The following is a 14,526-nucleotide window of genomic DNA, read 5'->3' as shown; positions in this document are numbered from 1 at the left end:
TTTAACTAAAAACTCAAAAAACTTTGCACTCTAGCTAGCCACACAATAGCTTCCAGAGTACAAAGTTTTTTTATTAGAGCAGATTTACTCTTCCTTATCTTGATTCTCAGTTCCTTACCAATAAAAAACTAAGCCTAGGACAATCTCCAAAGCTTAGTTTGATCTAGTTTCTTAATTTCCGGCGTAATATTTTTGAATTCCTTTAATAATACCTTCAACCAACTTATCTTGGTATTGTTCACTACGGATTCGTTGGTTTTCTTCTGAATTATCCATATAACCCAACTCTAATAACACAGCAGGTTTCGCAGTCTCACGAAGAACAGCGAAGGTGGCTTGCAAAAGCCCAGCATCTCTAGCTCCTGTCTCGGTCAAGAGAGATGAATGAAGATCAGCTGCCAAACGATTACTTTCACTTATACGGTCTGGATTATTGTGCCAGTATTGGTTAATCTTGCTCGGGTAACCTGCATCTTCCTTATAAGAATAAGTCTGTATTCCCAGATTCAGTGTTGTGTCATTCCCAGTAGCATTAAAATGAATACTAATAAAGAAGTCTGCATTCGTTTTATTTACCATACGAGAACGCTCCGTCACAAAGTCAACATCCACATCACTATCACGAGATGTTAGAACTGTATAGCCAAGTTCTTCTAAACGTTTCCGTAATTTACGAGAGACCTGTAGATTCAAATCTTTTTCAGCTATTCCATAATAGTAAGCACCCGAATCACGTCCACCATGCCCAGGATCTAGGAAGATAGTTTTAGTATAGCGCCCCTTTTCAAATCCTTTTGGAAGTTCTTGCACCCATTTACCATTATCTTTGAAAAAATGACTACTTCCATCAATAGTATAAGTTCCAGTGACATAAACGCCATCTTCTTTAAGATAATACCAAGCTTTATAATCTGGATCATAAAGCCACTCTTTGTGAGCCATGTAGCCACCAGATTTTAGATAGTAAGAGCCAATCCATTGCTGTTCAGCATAGTGCCCACCTGCCTTGAGATAAAACCAGCTAGAGTAGTTCGGATCGTACACCCATTCTTTATCTGCCATAGCCCCACTGGACTTCAGATAATAATTTCCCTTCCAGGTATTAGCCATCATGACACCATTTTGATCAAATGCATACCATTTACCATTGATTTGACTCCATTGGTTAGACAGATATTTTCCTGAACCATTGGCGTAGTACCACTTGTTAGCCATCTGATACCAGCTATTTTCAAGTAAGTAACCATTCTTATCAAATAGGTAGCCATCATAAAGAGTATCTGTAAATTTGACACCCGTTTGACTATAATAAGTCCACTTCCCGTCTTCTTTTACCCAACCAGTTTGTAGCTTAGACTCAGTAGGAAGAGTTGGCTGGTTTTCTGTAGCTGCTTGAGAAGCATTTGCAGAGCTAGTAGTTGAACTAGCGATAGAGTTATTCGTAGGATGACTAGCATCATTAGCTAAAACTGTTTGGCTAGTAAATCCAAGAAGAGCTAGAGCAAGAATCGTAAATTTCTTATATGATTTCATTTATTTAACCTTTCTAGGGGAATGGAATCCCTGTGTTATTGAGTTCTTTGACTTCCTTGATGAAGGAAGATTTGTTCTACATCCTCTAAACTATAATTTATATGTTGCCATGGAGTGTTCAGCTTATTTAAAGATGTGAAACCTAAAAAGCATGACTAAGTGGGAACCTTAAAAATTCAATTTCTGAGCACCTAATCTCGCTTCAGATAGTTATCGAACAAGTCGAGTAGATTCATTAAAATCATCTATTTATATTATACACCAAATTTAAGAAAAATTTTTGCTAACATCTAAATTTAAAATAAATCTAGTCCCTAGCTATACCGAATTTTAGTTTACTCTGCCCAGTAGAGATGTTATAATAAAAATAGGAGGACACAAAATGAACAATAAAACTAAAAAGTTCACACTTGCTACAGTTTTAGTACTTTCCTTGTTAGGAGCTGGAACTCTTACATCACAATCAGTAGCTGCTAATGATAGGCTGGTTTCCACTCAAGCAATCAATGGTCAATCCTACAATATCTTAAACTCTGAGGTCACTAGTGCTTCTTCTGGTACTACTCTAGTTGGGATTGAAGGGACTTTCTTAACGCCAGATAAACAGGCTATCTTAGACCGTATCAATGCCATTCGAAAAGAGGCAGCAGATGAAGGTCTAGTTACTAGCTATGTTCCTATCAAATGGTCAACTGCACTAGAAAAAACAGCCTTCGTTCGTGCAGCAGAAGCTTCGATCACCATTGATCACACACGCTTGTCTAGCAAGGATATTTGGACTTCCTGGCCTGCAGGAAATTTCTCCCTTTCAGAAAATTTGGCTTGGAACTACAATGGATTTATGAAGGCCATCCAGCAATGGTATGATGAAAAAGCCGATTATGTTAAATCTCGTAGTGGTGTCAGTGTTACAGGTCAAACTGGACACTATAAATCCTTAATTGATCCAAAGCTGACCTATATGGGGCTTGCAGCCTTTGAAAACCCTGTCACTCAAAATGGATGGATTACCGTTGCACAAAGTTTCGGAACAGCATCTGGTGGCTCTGAAGAATTAGCTGGTGGTTATGGAAAGGCCATTCAATACACAGAAGCAAATTCTTCTCAGATTCAAACATTTGCGACTAAGGCAAATCTTTTTGACAAAGACTTGAAGGCTATCGGAACTCATAAAACCAAAACTGCAAATACAAATTCAAGTCAGAAACTAGACGATGAGACCAATGACCCTGCCGAATTTCTTAATCGACTAAGAAGTTGGTTCAATCATTCTCAATACTTCGGAAGTTGGATTCAATCAAACGGACGTTGGTGGTTTAAACACAATGACGGCTCATACACGAGTAATGGGTGGGAAAAAATAAATAGAACTTGGTATCGCTTTGACAACTCTGGTTGGATGCAAACAGGCTGGGTGAAAGACGGTAGCTGGTACTATCTCGACGGTTCAGGCGCTATGAAGACTGGTTGGCTCAAAGATAACGGTAGCTGGTACTACCTTCAAGATTCAGGTGCTATGAAAACAGGTTGGATGAAAGTATCTGGCAAATGGTACTATGCCTATAGCTCTGGTGCCCTAGCAATCAATACGACGACCCCTGACGGCTACCGTGTCAATGACAATGGGGAATGGGTAGGATAATTTAACACACCAAAAAGACTCTATACTATCTTATAGTGAGTAATCTTCACTTTCAGATAGTATAGAGATTTTTATTTACCTAGTATAGCTCTTATCTTAGGCGTTTATAACAAACTGAAACAAGAACAAGACAAAAGTACCTCGTAAAAAGTACTGCAAGTTGCTAATACCTTTTTGAGGTGCTTTTTGATATGAGCCCATATTTTTCAATAGGATTGTACTCAGGTGAGTAGGGAGGAAGAGGTAAAAGTTTATGCCCAAACTCTTCACACAAGAGTTCTATCCTAGCCATTCTATTGGAATCTTGCATTATCCATAATAATAACTGATGGTTTGTTTAATGTTGGTAAGAGAAACTTCTGAAACCAAGCTTCAAAAAAGTCGCTCGTCATCCTCTCTTCGTAGATCATTGGAGCGATTAACTCACCATTTGTTAGCCCTGCAACCAAAGAAATCCTCTGATATCTTCTTCCAGATACTTTGCCTCTTATTAACTGACCTTTTAAAGAGCGACCATACTCTCGATAAAAATAAGTATCGAATCCTGTTTCATCAATATAAACAGGTGCTAGGTGCTTTAAACTATTAAATTTTTTAAGAAATAAAGCTACTTTTTCTGGGTCTTGTTCATGGATAGTATAGTACTTCATGGTTACCGAACAAGTCTAATGAAAAAATTCTGATGATAGTTCTAAATCTCAATAACCGCTTGGGTTCCATGATCCAACTCCAGCAAGACATCTATACTTGTCTAGAAAATCCTGCCCTGAATAAGGAGATGTAAATATTGCTTTCCTCCAAAATGGTCATAGTTTTGTTGGCAAATCTAACATATCACGGATAAATTAACAAGTGATTTCTGAATTGCTAAACATTTTCTTTTCTTATAGCATATTTTCAGATTTTTCTCTTTGAGAAAGATATTTCCAAGAAAAACGTTCGTTTTTTTATCTATTTTCAAAAAATCCCAAAAACTGAATTGAAAGAATTTTTAGAAAATTTCTGTTTTTTCTTTACAGTGAAAAAAAATTCTGCTATAATAACTCATGTAATAAAATATGACAATAAAAGGAGAACGATATGACATCTGCTAAAGAATATATCCAAAGCGTGTTTGAAACTGTAAAAGCTCGTAACGGGCACGAGGCTGAATTCCTCCAAGCTGTTGAAGAATTTTTCAACACTTTAGAACCTGTATTTGAAAAACACCCTGAGTATATCGAAGAAAATATCTTGGCACGTATTACTGAACCAGAGCGCGTGATTTCTTTCCGTGTTCCTTGGGTTGACCGTGATGGAAAAGTTCAAGTAAACCGTGGCTACCGTGTTCAATTCAACTCAGCTGTTGGACCATACAAAGGCGGACTTCGTTTCCACCCAACTGTAAACCAAGGGATCTTGAAATTCCTCGGATTTGAACAAATCTTTAAAAATGTCTTGACTGGACTTCCTATCGGTGGAGGTAAAGGTGGATCAGACTTCGATCCTAAAGGTAAAACAGATGCCGAAGTGATGCGCTTCTGCCAAAGCTTCATGACTGAATTGCAAAAATACATCGGCCCATCACTTGACGTACCTGCTGGTGATATCGGTGTTGGTGGACGTGAGATTGGTTACCTTTATGGTCAATACAAACGCCTTAACCAATTTGATGCTGGTGTCTTGACTGGTAAACCTCTTGGATTTGGTGGTAGCTTGATTCGTCCAGAAGCAACTGGTTACGGTTTGGTTTACTACACTGAAGAAATGCTCAAAGCTAACGGTAACAGCTTTGCCGGTAAGAAAGTGGTTATTTCAGGTTCTGGTAACGTAGCCCAATACGCTCTTCAAAAAGCAACTGAACTTGGTGCAACTGTTATCTCTGTATCTGACTCAAATGGTTATGTCATCGATGAAAATGGTATCGACTTCGATCTTTTGGTTGATGTTAAAGAAAAACGTCGTGCTCGTTTGACTGAGTATGCAGCTGAAAAAGCAACTGCCACTTATCATGAAGGTTCTGTATGGACTTACGCTGGAAACTATGACATCGCTCTTCCATGTGCGACTCAAAACGAAATCAACGGTGAAGCAGCTAAACGTTTGGTTGCTCAAGGTGTTATCTGTGTATCTGAAGGTGCCAACATGCCAAGCGACCTTGATGCCATCAAAGTTTACAAAGAAAATGGTATCTTCTACGGACCTGCCAAAGCTGCCAACGCTGGTGGTGTAGCCGTTTCAGCTCTTGAAATGAGCCAAAATAGTCTTCGCCTCTCATGGACTCGTGAAGAAGTTGATAGACGTCTCAAAGACATCATGACAAACATCTTCAACACAGCTAAAACAACTTCAGAAACATATGGTCTTGATAAAGACTACCTTGCAGGAGCTAACATCGCTGCCTTTGAAAATGTAGCAAACGCTATGATTGCACAAGGTATTGTTTAAGATTCATTTGCTTAATCCTCAATCGCTTCGATTGGGGATTTTTATGTTGAGTTAAACAGTTGGAAAATTCTAATTAAATTTAATTAAAACCAAACAAATTGATTTCGGAATTCAAACCAATTTCTAACAATATTTTATAAAACTCGGTGGACTATTCTAAATTCAATCTATTTTATACTTTTCGAAAATCTCTTCAAACCACGTCAGCGTCGCCTTAGCGTAGGTATATGATACTGACTTCGTCAGCTCTATCTGCAACCTCAAAACGGTGTTTTGAGCTGACTTCGTCAGTTCTATCCACAACCTCAAAACGGTGTTTTGAGCTGACTTCGTCAGTTTCATCCACAACCTCAAAACAGTGTTTTGAGCTGACTTCGTCAGTTTCATCCACAACCTCAAAACAGTGTTTTGAGCAGCCTGCGGCTAGTTTGCTAGTTTGCACTTTGATTTTTATTGAGTATTACTTACTCGCCAACTTTTTTATACAAAAAGAAAAACCGCTACTCCTAAGAATAACGGTTTAATCATGTTTTTAAGCTACTAATGTAGTCGCTCTATTATTTAAGAGTAACAATTTGCTAATCTTATTTTCTCCCAGTATTAGTGGGTTAATTCCTCCATTTTCAACTTTGGCAGGAATTTGGTAGGTAAATTGATAATCCAAGATTATCTAAACTGTCTGTAATCTCTTCTGAAATTGTTGAATCACCTGAATAATACCAGTGACTATATGTATTCAACGTGGTTGACTTATCAGCATGTCCTAATCGATATGAAACATATAAGGTATCCTTATGCAATACATTTATAAGATAGGAAGCGTGACTATGTCTTAAACCTTTCCCCGTAATTTCTGGTACACCAGTAACCCTAGCATGCCTTTTTATTATCCTAGAAATTGTAGACTTACACAAGGGGGCACCAAAACGTGATATTACATAATCTTTATCATCATTCTTGATTTGAACTTCTCGCCATTTCTTAAGTATTGTAATCGTAAAATCATCTAAATCAATTTTACGATTCCCTGCTACTGTCTTTGTTTGTTGTTTAGCATACCATACACCGTTTTTATCTTTCTCAATTGTCGAATGAACATGAATCCATTTACGTTCAAAATCAATATCTTCCCATTTAAGAGCAATACCCTCACTAACTCTTAAACCAGTCATAAAATATAACCAGATCGTCATGTAATTATGGAGTCCTTCATACTCACTAATATCAAAAGAGTTTATTACCTTCTTAAATTCATCAAATGTCCAAAATTTTGTATCAGGGTGTTTTCCTCTAGGATTATCTAATCTTTTAAAAGGAACTCTATCAATATAACCCAATCTTTCTGCATAGCCCAGACACGCTTTAAATCTAGACCACATATTTTTAGCATAGTTACTAGAATACTTGTCTATAATAGCTAAGCGAAATCTTTCACAGTCAATAGTACTAATATCTGATAATTTTTTACTACCAAATTGCTTAATAAATAACTGATGATGTGGTAAAGCGGTCTGATAAGTTACAAATTGAACTTTTTGTTGATAATATTTTAAATAAATCTCTTCCATAAACTCTCTAAAAGTTAGAAAACTATTATTAATAGTAGAGTTCACAAATTCATGTTTTAAACGAAGTATCTCTTCATAAGCTTCCTTAAAAGAATTAAACGGTAGTCCCTGTTGATTTTTCCTTCCTTTCTTTTGAATTCTTTTCCCAGTTATTGGATCAACTCCTAATTCAATTTGAAAGTAAATTTTTCCTTTTGAATCTTTGTATACACCTTTATATTTCTTTGTCTTTGATATAACCATTTTTCTCACCTTCTATATCTGAAAAAGAAATACCAATTAAATTTTCTACAATATTTTTAGGAGCAATGCCTAACCTTTTATTATCGAAAGGTGAACATCCTAATTGTACCGCATTCTTATCATTTTTTCTAGCTTCTTCAAACTTTTTTACAGCAATTTTTTTTGCTTGTCTAATAATATTTCTCGATGTGTGCTCTGGAAAACCAATCGCAACTAAATCTTTATAGTTTACTGTTTCCATGATTTTACTACTTCCTTTCTTAGATTTTTTCACCTCCATGGCATGACTGATGAAGTCATCATAAGAATTTCACTTGCTGCTCTTTTACGGTGGCAGCCTGAACGGTCAGAAGTATCATTGTATATCATTTGTATCATGGCATATAAAGTATCGCTCTATTTTATTGATGGTTTTAAAATCGCTCTTATCATGGCGAGCCATTCAAATCTGCTCCACAAATGAGGAAAGTACCATTTTGGACTATTCAATTGTCAATGTGCTTTCTTAACCTACTACTTTTTGGTGTAATGGTTTTCTTTATTATCCACTCGACCTACAAGGTAGTCTAGACTTACCTTATAAAAATCTGCTAGTTTAATGAGATCATTTATAGAGATTAACCTACTACCAGCTTCCATTTTAGAATAAGCTGATCTTGTGCAATTCAAAACGATTTTCGCAATATATTCTTGTGTTAAATCATCATCTTCACGTAAATCTCTAATCCTTTTCAACATTTGTTGTCTCCTAAAACAAGTATAATATAGTTAATTTCATATATTTAAAAATGTGACAAATTGGCACATGAAACTATTCTATATATACTTTTTAGGAAATTGTTTACTCTAAATGCATCTCATTTTCCTTGCTAGATTTCGTATTTTTTGTTTTCTTGTAGTTCTTTAACGTACGATTAAACATCTCAAATAAATTTATAGCTTCTCTATGTTGTTCCTTCAGTTTTTCAATTCTTCCTTTATATACGTATAAATCTTTCTCTATTGTGTTTACTGATATCTTGACTTTAATATTATCTTCTAAATTTCCTGAACCATTTTCCGTATCATTCAACAATATTTCCTCTAAACTAGACAAATTATCAATTTTATCTTGGACTTGTTCAATCATATTCTCTAGATATGATATTTGAGAAATGAAATCATTAGTTATATCTTCAAAATCATTCGGACTATTTTCAGCAGATATAAGAAAATCTAATTGTTCTATTTTTTCTTTAATTTTGCTAAGAGGAATTCTTCTATACATATACTGAGGTTCATACTGAACATTAAATTGCCTAATCAAAGTTTTACCTTTCATAAAGCGATTTTTTTCTACTGAATCTTTATGATATACATAGTAAGAACTAGTTTCTCTGAGAAATACTTTAACTTTTTCTTCTTCCATATTGATTTGAATATTTGGTACAAAAATAAGTCCTTCTTGTCGGATACCAAACTGTACCTTAATGTAAATTCCATCGTCTACTACTGCTTCTATTTGATTAAGTTTCAACTCTACTTCAAACTCATGAACAGTATCCCTATTTCTCTTGAAATCTTGATAGGATTTCCATACCACCTCTTCTGTCGGCAACTCTTTTTCTTTAATTAGCTTTTCTTCATTGTAAAGTTCAACTAAATTTTTATTATCTAAGACAACAGTTTCATTTTTGTTATTAAAATAGTCCTGAAAATAACTAACACTATACCGATTCGTTTTTCCCAATTCCTGTTCTGAAAGCTTTATCTCATCAAATTCAAATTGAACATGTTTTTCTTTCGGAATTATTTTTAATCCAAAAAATTCTGCTCGTTGAATCAATTCATTCATATTCTTCATTTTCGGAAGTAAAAATTCTAAGATGTTTATGATTTCCCTTTGAACAAACTTTTTCTTAAAATAAGTTTCATTATAAGGTTGTTTTCTACTCAATTTACTATCACGTACGACTTGTTTCATATTTGAATCAGTCATAAAAAAAGTAATATGCTTGTGTCTAAAATCAATTTTCAAATGTAAAGCTTTTGCTTTTTTCTTGAAATCTTCAAAATTTTTCGAGTTCTCGATTAGAAAATATACTCGTTGTTTTATTTCATATTTGTAATTGGTTTTTCGATAAACTTCATACTGACGACGCGAATAACGATTTTCTATAATCTTTGCACCTGCAATTTTTGAGAGACGATCTGAAACCATTCGTAGATTACGTTCTGACTTATAATTCCATAGAAACTTTTTATCAGAATTCTGATCAATTGAATTTAGAATGATATGATTGTGGATATGACCTTTATCGACATGTGTTGCTACGATAAAACGAAATCTACCTCCTGTCAACTCTTTAACTGTCTCATAACCAATCCGATTGATTTGTTCGGGAGTAAGATGATCATCTGGAGAAAAAGACTGAATAATATGATGAGAATGAATTCTTCGTTGATTTACTTCTTGCCTATCATGACGAAATTCATAAAGACCATCATTACTTAAAAAATTATCATTGTACATCTTCACTAGTTCTTTATAACTAGGAAAATCTAAATAATTTCTCATACCAAAATCTGAAACTAGTGCTAGATTTTTTGTTTTACTTGGATTCAAAATATATTTGATTAGTTTGCTACGATAATTTTTTCCATGAATCGCAAAGTGTTTAGTGATGACCATAAAATTTCCTCAATTTTTCAGATTGAATAAGAAAATCTTTCTCCACTTCTACTATTAACTCTTCTATACCTTTTCTCAATTCATTTAACTCAACTTCCGTTATTAAATTCGAATAATTTATGCTTCTGGCTATTTGATTAATATTATTACCGATTCGTTTTAATTCAAAAATCAAATCTTGATAACCAGTTGTATCAATGGTGATAAAATTCATGCCAGGGTCAAGTAGGGTTCGTCGAGCATATTCTGAAAAAGATTGACAACCGCTTTGGTCGATACAATGTTTCAACTGACTCAATTCGCTATCAGACAGAAACACTTTCTTGAGATTGGTTCGGTAACGATGTTCCATGTACTCACCTCATGTATTTATCACGGAAGTCTTGGCTGAGGGGAATGGAGTTTCCAACTTCTTTAATCAACTCCTGTACGCAGGTTAAGAGAATAGATACATGATCTTGGATAACTTGATGTTCGGACTGTGCCAATATTAAAACACCATGAACGTCACGACTGATTTGTTCTAGTTTTTGGGATTGCCAAAGGGAAAACCACTTTTCAGCAGTCATTTCAAACTCTTCCTCCAGCAATTTATTTCGAGCAAAGGGCGAAAAATGTTCAAATCCCTTATTTTTCATTATCACTTCAATCATTTCCAATTCATTTGCGGTTAAATTAACCTCTTTTCGAATGTCTCTGTATTGTTCTGACATACTATTTCCTCACTTTCATCAATGGTTGGACAATCCCCGACCCCGTATTAACCACGGGAAACTTGCAAAGACAAAATCTATCATCTTGTAAGGCTTTGCGAGCTCAGATATTGTGTCCACAATATCCCAAAAATCATATCGCTTGCCATTTCAAACCTTATGGTTCAAAAAACAAACGATATGAAAATGTGGTGGCTAGCCCCCAACCCCCCAGTAGAAAATTGAGGATTGATTTTCTTAGGATGATATTAGGATACCAAGGATTATTCGAAGAAGTTATCACAGAGAAATGAGGGGATTAAAAAGAGAGCAAATGCTCTCTGAAAATTAATTTTTATATTTATCTGAATCTTCTAAAACATAAATTAGATTTTTATCTTGGATATTAATCCTTATCTCTGAGTCATTTATTTCTCCCACTTTTTCTTTATTTTTATCTTTTATCGTCATACTGGCATTGTCGTAAAAAAATTCCTCCCCCTCAATCTTAATTTTTTGATTTTGAAAAGATAATTTTTTATTATTATCTATTTTGTAATTTTTTTCTTCATCCTTAACTAACAAATAATAGCTACCTCTATATCTCGATCTCATATCATTATACAATAACTGTGAAACTACAATTGAAGTCGATAGTAGCAGTATAAAGAAAATCCAAATACTATGATTAGGTTTATGACTATTGGTAATATTGTGAAAGTTACTATTTTTTTTTGTGACTAACAACCTGGCAATTTTCTTCAAAATACTGTCACTATACTCACCCCAAATTACTATTGAAAATGTTAAAAACAATAATTTTATTGCTATTGTGTAAAAATTAAAAAAAGATAATAACGAATTTTCACCCATTTCAAGATTGGTATGGGATATCCGATTTATCAAATATAAAAAAATTTCGCTTTTCGAAATAATTTCTGAAAACAATAACGAACAGTATAACAATGGGATAAATAATAAGATTTTACATTTTATTCTAAACAATCTAATTTTTAGTGAATGTTTTTTAAATGCTATCTTTCTTTCTCTTTTAGATAGGAAATATTGAATTTCATTAGTTAATAAATGATTAACTATAGTTACTAATATTAGAGATACAAAGGTCCAATTTAACAACGAATCATTAATTCCAATAACTGAAAGCACTGTTATTGGAATTACAATATAGATGAAAGAAATGAATGGGGCAATCTTTATAAGATCAAACACTAGACGATAAACTAGCAATATACTCACTAACCATTTTAGATCAAAAATAAAATACTGTTTACAACTTTCAATACTTACGTATAAGATGAAGATAAATATATAAGTCAGAAAATTAATACCTAGTGTACACCAATACTCTATATCTTTTCTCTGTACGTTTTTTAACATTTGGATTTTTATAGTGCCTAAATCTGTATTGATTTCTTTATAATTTATATATGCAAAACCTATTAGAAAAATAAAAGAAAGTATTCCTAGTAGATCAAATATTTTGTGCGTACTAATAAAATAAAATAAAAGAAAAATACTGTGTATCAAAATCGTTACAACATAATGCCATTTCATAGGCTTATTAATAAATAAACTAAATAATGAACTTCTTATCTTTTTCATCATACGAAACCTCCGATAAATATATTGATTGAAATAACTATATGTTTTTAAAAAAAATTAGTAAATTCTCACAATTTAAAACAATGTCTCTGATATTCATACTGTCTAATGCCACTACTATCTTTGTTCATCTTTATAGAAAAAATAAAGTAATGGTCACGACCGTCTAAAGATTTACTTTTGTTAAGTTTAAAATAATGTTTTTGAGACATAGCCATTGTGCGTAAAATATCATCAGTGATAAATGTTAATGGTATGTCTAAAGCAGAATACTTATAAAAATCTGACTCAAACCTTAAATAAGAATCAGAAAAATAGTCCAGCTGCAATTTATCATCATATAATTCTTTACGATTCATATAAATCCACCCCTTCTATCTGGATATCGAGTATATCTTCCCATCTTAATCGAAGAAAACCAGTGTCTGATTTAATAGATATAAACTCTTTTCCTATCTCTTTAACAGTACCCGATACTACTTTTCTTCTATTGGAGAACTTGAAAACAAACGTTGCAGGGAACACATTCGTATAAAGTTGACGAACAAATAGAACTTTCTCTTCCATTGATAGGGAAATGGAGATATCTTCTTTATTTTTTTCTTCCCAAAGAGAATTTGAATGTTCTGATAAAAAGAATCCCATCCACTTTGCCATCCCACGATCTTGATACTCTCTTGCAGACAAAAAAGGTAAATAAGAACGATTTATCATTTTAGCCCATCTAATCCTCCAGCTGAATGTCCTCCGATGAGTTTACTCCTTGCAATTGTTCTAGAAGCCTGGTCTAGGGCATTCCCTTTCAATAATGAAGTAAAACCAAATTCTGTTCGAATAGCATCGATTGCGGACTGCAGCCTTTCTTCTTTTTCTATTTTTTCAATATCATCAAATAATGAAATCAATCCAAAGGATTCATCTACTAAACCAGAGTAGTTCACTGCAACACTTCTGATAGCTCCTGAAGTGTATTTAGTGTGAAATAACTTTAAAACATAGTTTGTTAGTAGTACCGTTTGATTGGTTGGTTCAATTTTCATTTGAGTATGAATAGATCGTTTCTGTTCCACTTTAGAATACCCTAAGTGTATAGAAACTACTGTTGCTTTTTTACCAGCTCTTCTCAATCTAACTGCAACTTGTTCTGCCATCTCACGAAGTATGATCTCAATATCTCTTTGTTTAATATAATCTCTTGGTAAAACTTGAGAGTTCCCTATCCCTTTTGACTTTGGCTTATAAGGTTTATGAACATTACTTTCATCAATCCCATTGGCATGGAACCATAACTCTAGACCCATTATACCAAGCTTTTTTTTAATCAAGTCAGGATTAGCCTGAGCCAATTCTTTAATCGAAAAGATATCTAAATTATGTAATCTCTTCTCCATGCGATTTCCAATTCCCCAAAAATCTGTCATTTTAGGAATAGTCCATACTTTCTTTTCGACATCCTCATAGGACCAATTGGCTCTCATTGTCGGAGTCTTTTTAGCTTCATTATCAAGTGCCAACTTAGCTAATAAGGGATTGGCATTAGACATGCCTACAGTTGAATAGATTCCAGTTTTTCTCCAAATCTTTTTTTGAATAGCAGCAGAAATAATATCTAATTTATCTTTCCTACTAATACTTTTATCCGGTACAAAATAATTTAATGAACTTGTTAAATCAATAAATCCTTCATCAATTGAATAGGGATAAATATCATCTGGTGCCGCAAAATCTTGAAAGATTTTTTGAATCTCCATATTGACTGCTATATAAGTATCCATTCTCGGAGGGACAATCACGGTTGATTTTGCCCATTCCTCTATATAACGAACATAGTCTATCGTTGTCGGTAAACCTTGCTTATTAGCATTATAATAAGAAAATTTGCGAGTCTTTACATCAAATGGTAAATCATAGGAACGTCCAACGTTCGTCTTTCCAAAGACCTTTTTAAACATAGGAGAGGATGCAAGAATTAAACCAGCAGAATTATCTGCACGACTCATAACACAAAGCGAAGTCTTAAGTGGGTGTAATCCTCTATCTACACATTCTACACTTGCGTAAAAAGATTTCATATCAATAAAGGCAATGTCACTTTTAGGTTCGAGACTATAATCAAACCAACTCATA

General features: G+C 33.9%; 14 protein-coding genes and 1 pseudogene. 2 read left to right on the top strand and 13 right to left on the bottom strand.

Annotated features, from left to right (window positions below):
• Window positions 1-171 precede the first annotated feature (171 nt).
• Entirely contained in the window at window positions 172-1,533 is a 1,362-nt protein-coding gene (locus HW098_RS06620; protein ID WP_176139623.1) for an N-acetylmuramoyl-L-alanine amidase, read from the bottom strand.
• A 382-nt stretch (window positions 1,534-1,915) separates the two neighbouring features.
• On the opposite strand from HW098_RS06620, the gene HW098_RS06615 reads away from it, so the two are divergent.
• Window positions 1,916-3,175 carry a CAP domain-containing protein gene (locus tag HW098_RS06615; protein ID WP_176139622.1) on the top strand — a complete coding sequence of 420 codons (1,260 nt, stop codon included), beginning with the start codon at window positions 1,916-1,918 and terminating at the stop codon, window positions 3,173-3,175.
• Window positions 3,176-3,279: 104 nt separating this feature from the next.
• On the opposite strand, the pseudogene HW098_RS06610 reads toward HW098_RS06615, so the two are convergent.
• Window positions 3,280-3,807 (bottom strand): annotated as a pseudogene (locus HW098_RS06610) (transposase); the annotation flags it as partial.
• A gap of 448 nt (window positions 3,808-4,255) precedes the next feature.
• Here HW098_RS06610 and gdhA point away from each other — a divergent pair.
• Complete coding sequence (gene gdhA, locus HW098_RS06605; protein WP_176139621.1) at window positions 4,256-5,602, top strand: NADP-specific glutamate dehydrogenase; 1,347 nt, start codon at window positions 4,256-4,258, stop codon at window positions 5,600-5,602.
• Window positions 5,603-5,816: 214 nt separating this feature from the next.
• Here gdhA and HW098_RS10555 read toward each other — a convergent pair whose 3' ends face one another.
• From HW098_RS10555 to HW098_RS06550, 11 genes are all read right to left on the bottom strand, one after another.
• The gene (locus tag HW098_RS10555) at window positions 5,817-6,044 is read right to left on the bottom strand and encodes a hypothetical protein (protein WP_240149466.1); all 228 of its coding nucleotides are present in this window, start codon (window positions 6,042-6,044) and stop codon (window positions 5,817-5,819) included.
• Window positions 6,045-6,225: 181 nt separating this feature from the next.
• Window positions 6,226-7,413, bottom strand: a complete 1,188-nt coding sequence (locus HW098_RS06595; protein WP_176139620.1) for a site-specific integrase — start codon at window positions 7,411-7,413, stop codon at window positions 6,226-6,228.
• On the bottom strand, window positions 7,385-7,654 hold the full coding sequence (locus HW098_RS06590) for a DUF3173 family protein (RefSeq protein WP_000450956.1): 270 nt from the start codon (window positions 7,652-7,654) through the stop codon (window positions 7,385-7,387). The genes HW098_RS06595 and HW098_RS06590 overlap by 29 nt, the downstream gene beginning before the upstream one ends.
• Window positions 7,655-7,926: 272 nt before the next feature.
• A complete protein-coding gene (locus HW098_RS06585) occupies window positions 7,927-8,151 on the bottom strand; it encodes a helix-turn-helix transcriptional regulator (protein ID WP_176139619.1) in 225 nt (74 codons plus the stop codon).
• Window positions 8,152-8,254: 103 nt separating this feature from the next.
• Complete coding sequence (locus tag HW098_RS06580; RefSeq protein WP_176139618.1) at window positions 8,255-10,084, bottom strand: SAG1250 family conjugative relaxase; 1,830 nt, start codon at window positions 10,082-10,084, stop codon at window positions 8,255-8,257.
• Window positions 10,071-10,436 (bottom strand): MobC family plasmid mobilization relaxosome protein, encoded by a 366-nt coding sequence (locus HW098_RS06575; protein WP_061706388.1) that lies wholly within the window; start codon window positions 10,434-10,436, stop codon window positions 10,071-10,073. The genes HW098_RS06580 and HW098_RS06575 overlap by 14 nt, the downstream gene beginning before the upstream one ends.
• 4 nt (window positions 10,437-10,440) lie before the next feature.
• Complete coding sequence (locus HW098_RS06570) at window positions 10,441-10,797, bottom strand: SAG1252 family conjugative relaxosome accessory protein (protein WP_176139617.1); 357 nt, start codon at window positions 10,795-10,797, stop codon at window positions 10,441-10,443.
• Window positions 10,798-11,124: 327 nt separating this feature from the next.
• Window positions 11,125-12,402, bottom strand: a complete 1,278-nt coding sequence (locus HW098_RS06565) for a hypothetical protein (RefSeq protein ID WP_176139616.1) — start codon at window positions 12,400-12,402, stop codon at window positions 11,125-11,127.
• A gap of 65 nt (window positions 12,403-12,467) precedes the next feature.
• A complete protein-coding gene (locus tag HW098_RS06560) occupies window positions 12,468-12,758 on the bottom strand; it encodes a DUF5960 family protein (RefSeq protein WP_176139615.1) in 291 nt (96 codons plus the stop codon).
• Window positions 12,748-13,113, bottom strand: coding sequence for a hypothetical protein (locus tag HW098_RS06555; RefSeq protein WP_176139614.1), 366 nt, complete (start codon window positions 13,111-13,113; stop codon window positions 12,748-12,750). The genes HW098_RS06560 and HW098_RS06555 overlap by 11 nt, the downstream gene beginning before the upstream one ends.
• Window positions 13,110-14,525: a Y-family DNA polymerase gene (locus tag HW098_RS06550; RefSeq protein ID WP_176139613.1), complete on the bottom strand. Its 1,416-nt coding sequence runs from the start codon at window positions 14,523-14,525 to the stop codon at window positions 13,110-13,112. Before HW098_RS06550 ends, HW098_RS06555 begins: the two co-directional genes overlap by 4 nt.
• Between the last annotated feature and the right edge of the window lies 1 nt (window position 14,526).

This window comes from Streptococcus sp. 1453, assembly GCF_013276955.1.
Lineage (GTDB): Bacteria > Bacillota > Bacilli > Lactobacillales > Streptococcaceae > Streptococcus.
This window is presented reverse-complemented; position numbering and strand designations above follow the sequence as displayed.

Coding starts and splice junctions, on each gene's coding strand:
- HW098_RS06620 (WP_176139623.1), bottom strand. CDS start 1,533: ATGAAATCATATAAGAAATTTACGATTCTTGCTCTAGCTCTTCTTGGA.
- HW098_RS06615 (WP_176139622.1), top strand. CDS start 1,916: ATGAACAATAAAACTAAAAAGTTCACACTTGCTACAGTTTTAGTACTT.
- gdhA (WP_176139621.1), top strand. CDS start 4,256: ATGACATCTGCTAAAGAATATATCCAAAGCGTGTTTGAAACTGTAAAA.
- HW098_RS06595 (WP_176139620.1), bottom strand. CDS start 7,413: ATGGTTATATCAAAGACAAAGAAATATAAAGGTGTATACAAAGATTCA.
- HW098_RS06590 (WP_000450956.1), bottom strand. CDS start 7,654: ATGGAAACAGTAAACTATAAAGATTTAGTTGCGATTGGTTTTCCAGAG.
- HW098_RS06585 (WP_176139619.1), bottom strand. CDS start 8,151: ATGTTGAAAAGGATTAGAGATTTACGTGAAGATGATGATTTAACACAA.
- HW098_RS06580 (WP_176139618.1), bottom strand. CDS start 10,084: ATGGTCATCACTAAACACTTTGCGATTCATGGAAAAAATTATCGTAGC.
- HW098_RS06575 (WP_061706388.1), bottom strand. CDS start 10,436: ATGGAACATCGTTACCGAACCAATCTCAAGAAAGTGTTTCTGTCTGAT.
- HW098_RS06570 (WP_176139617.1), bottom strand. CDS start 10,797: ATGTCAGAACAATACAGAGACATTCGAAAAGAGGTTAATTTAACCGCA.
- HW098_RS06565 (WP_176139616.1), bottom strand. CDS start 12,402: ATGATGAAAAAGATAAGAAGTTCATTATTTAGTTTATTTATTAATAAG.
- HW098_RS06560 (WP_176139615.1), bottom strand. CDS start 12,758: ATGAATCGTAAAGAATTATATGATGATAAATTGCAGCTGGACTATTTT.
- HW098_RS06555 (WP_176139614.1), bottom strand. CDS start 13,113: ATGATAAATCGTTCTTATTTACCTTTTTTGTCTGCAAGAGAGTATCAA.
- HW098_RS06550 (WP_176139613.1), bottom strand. CDS start 14,525: ATGAGTTGGTTTGATTATAGTCTCGAACCTAAAAGTGACATTGCCTTT.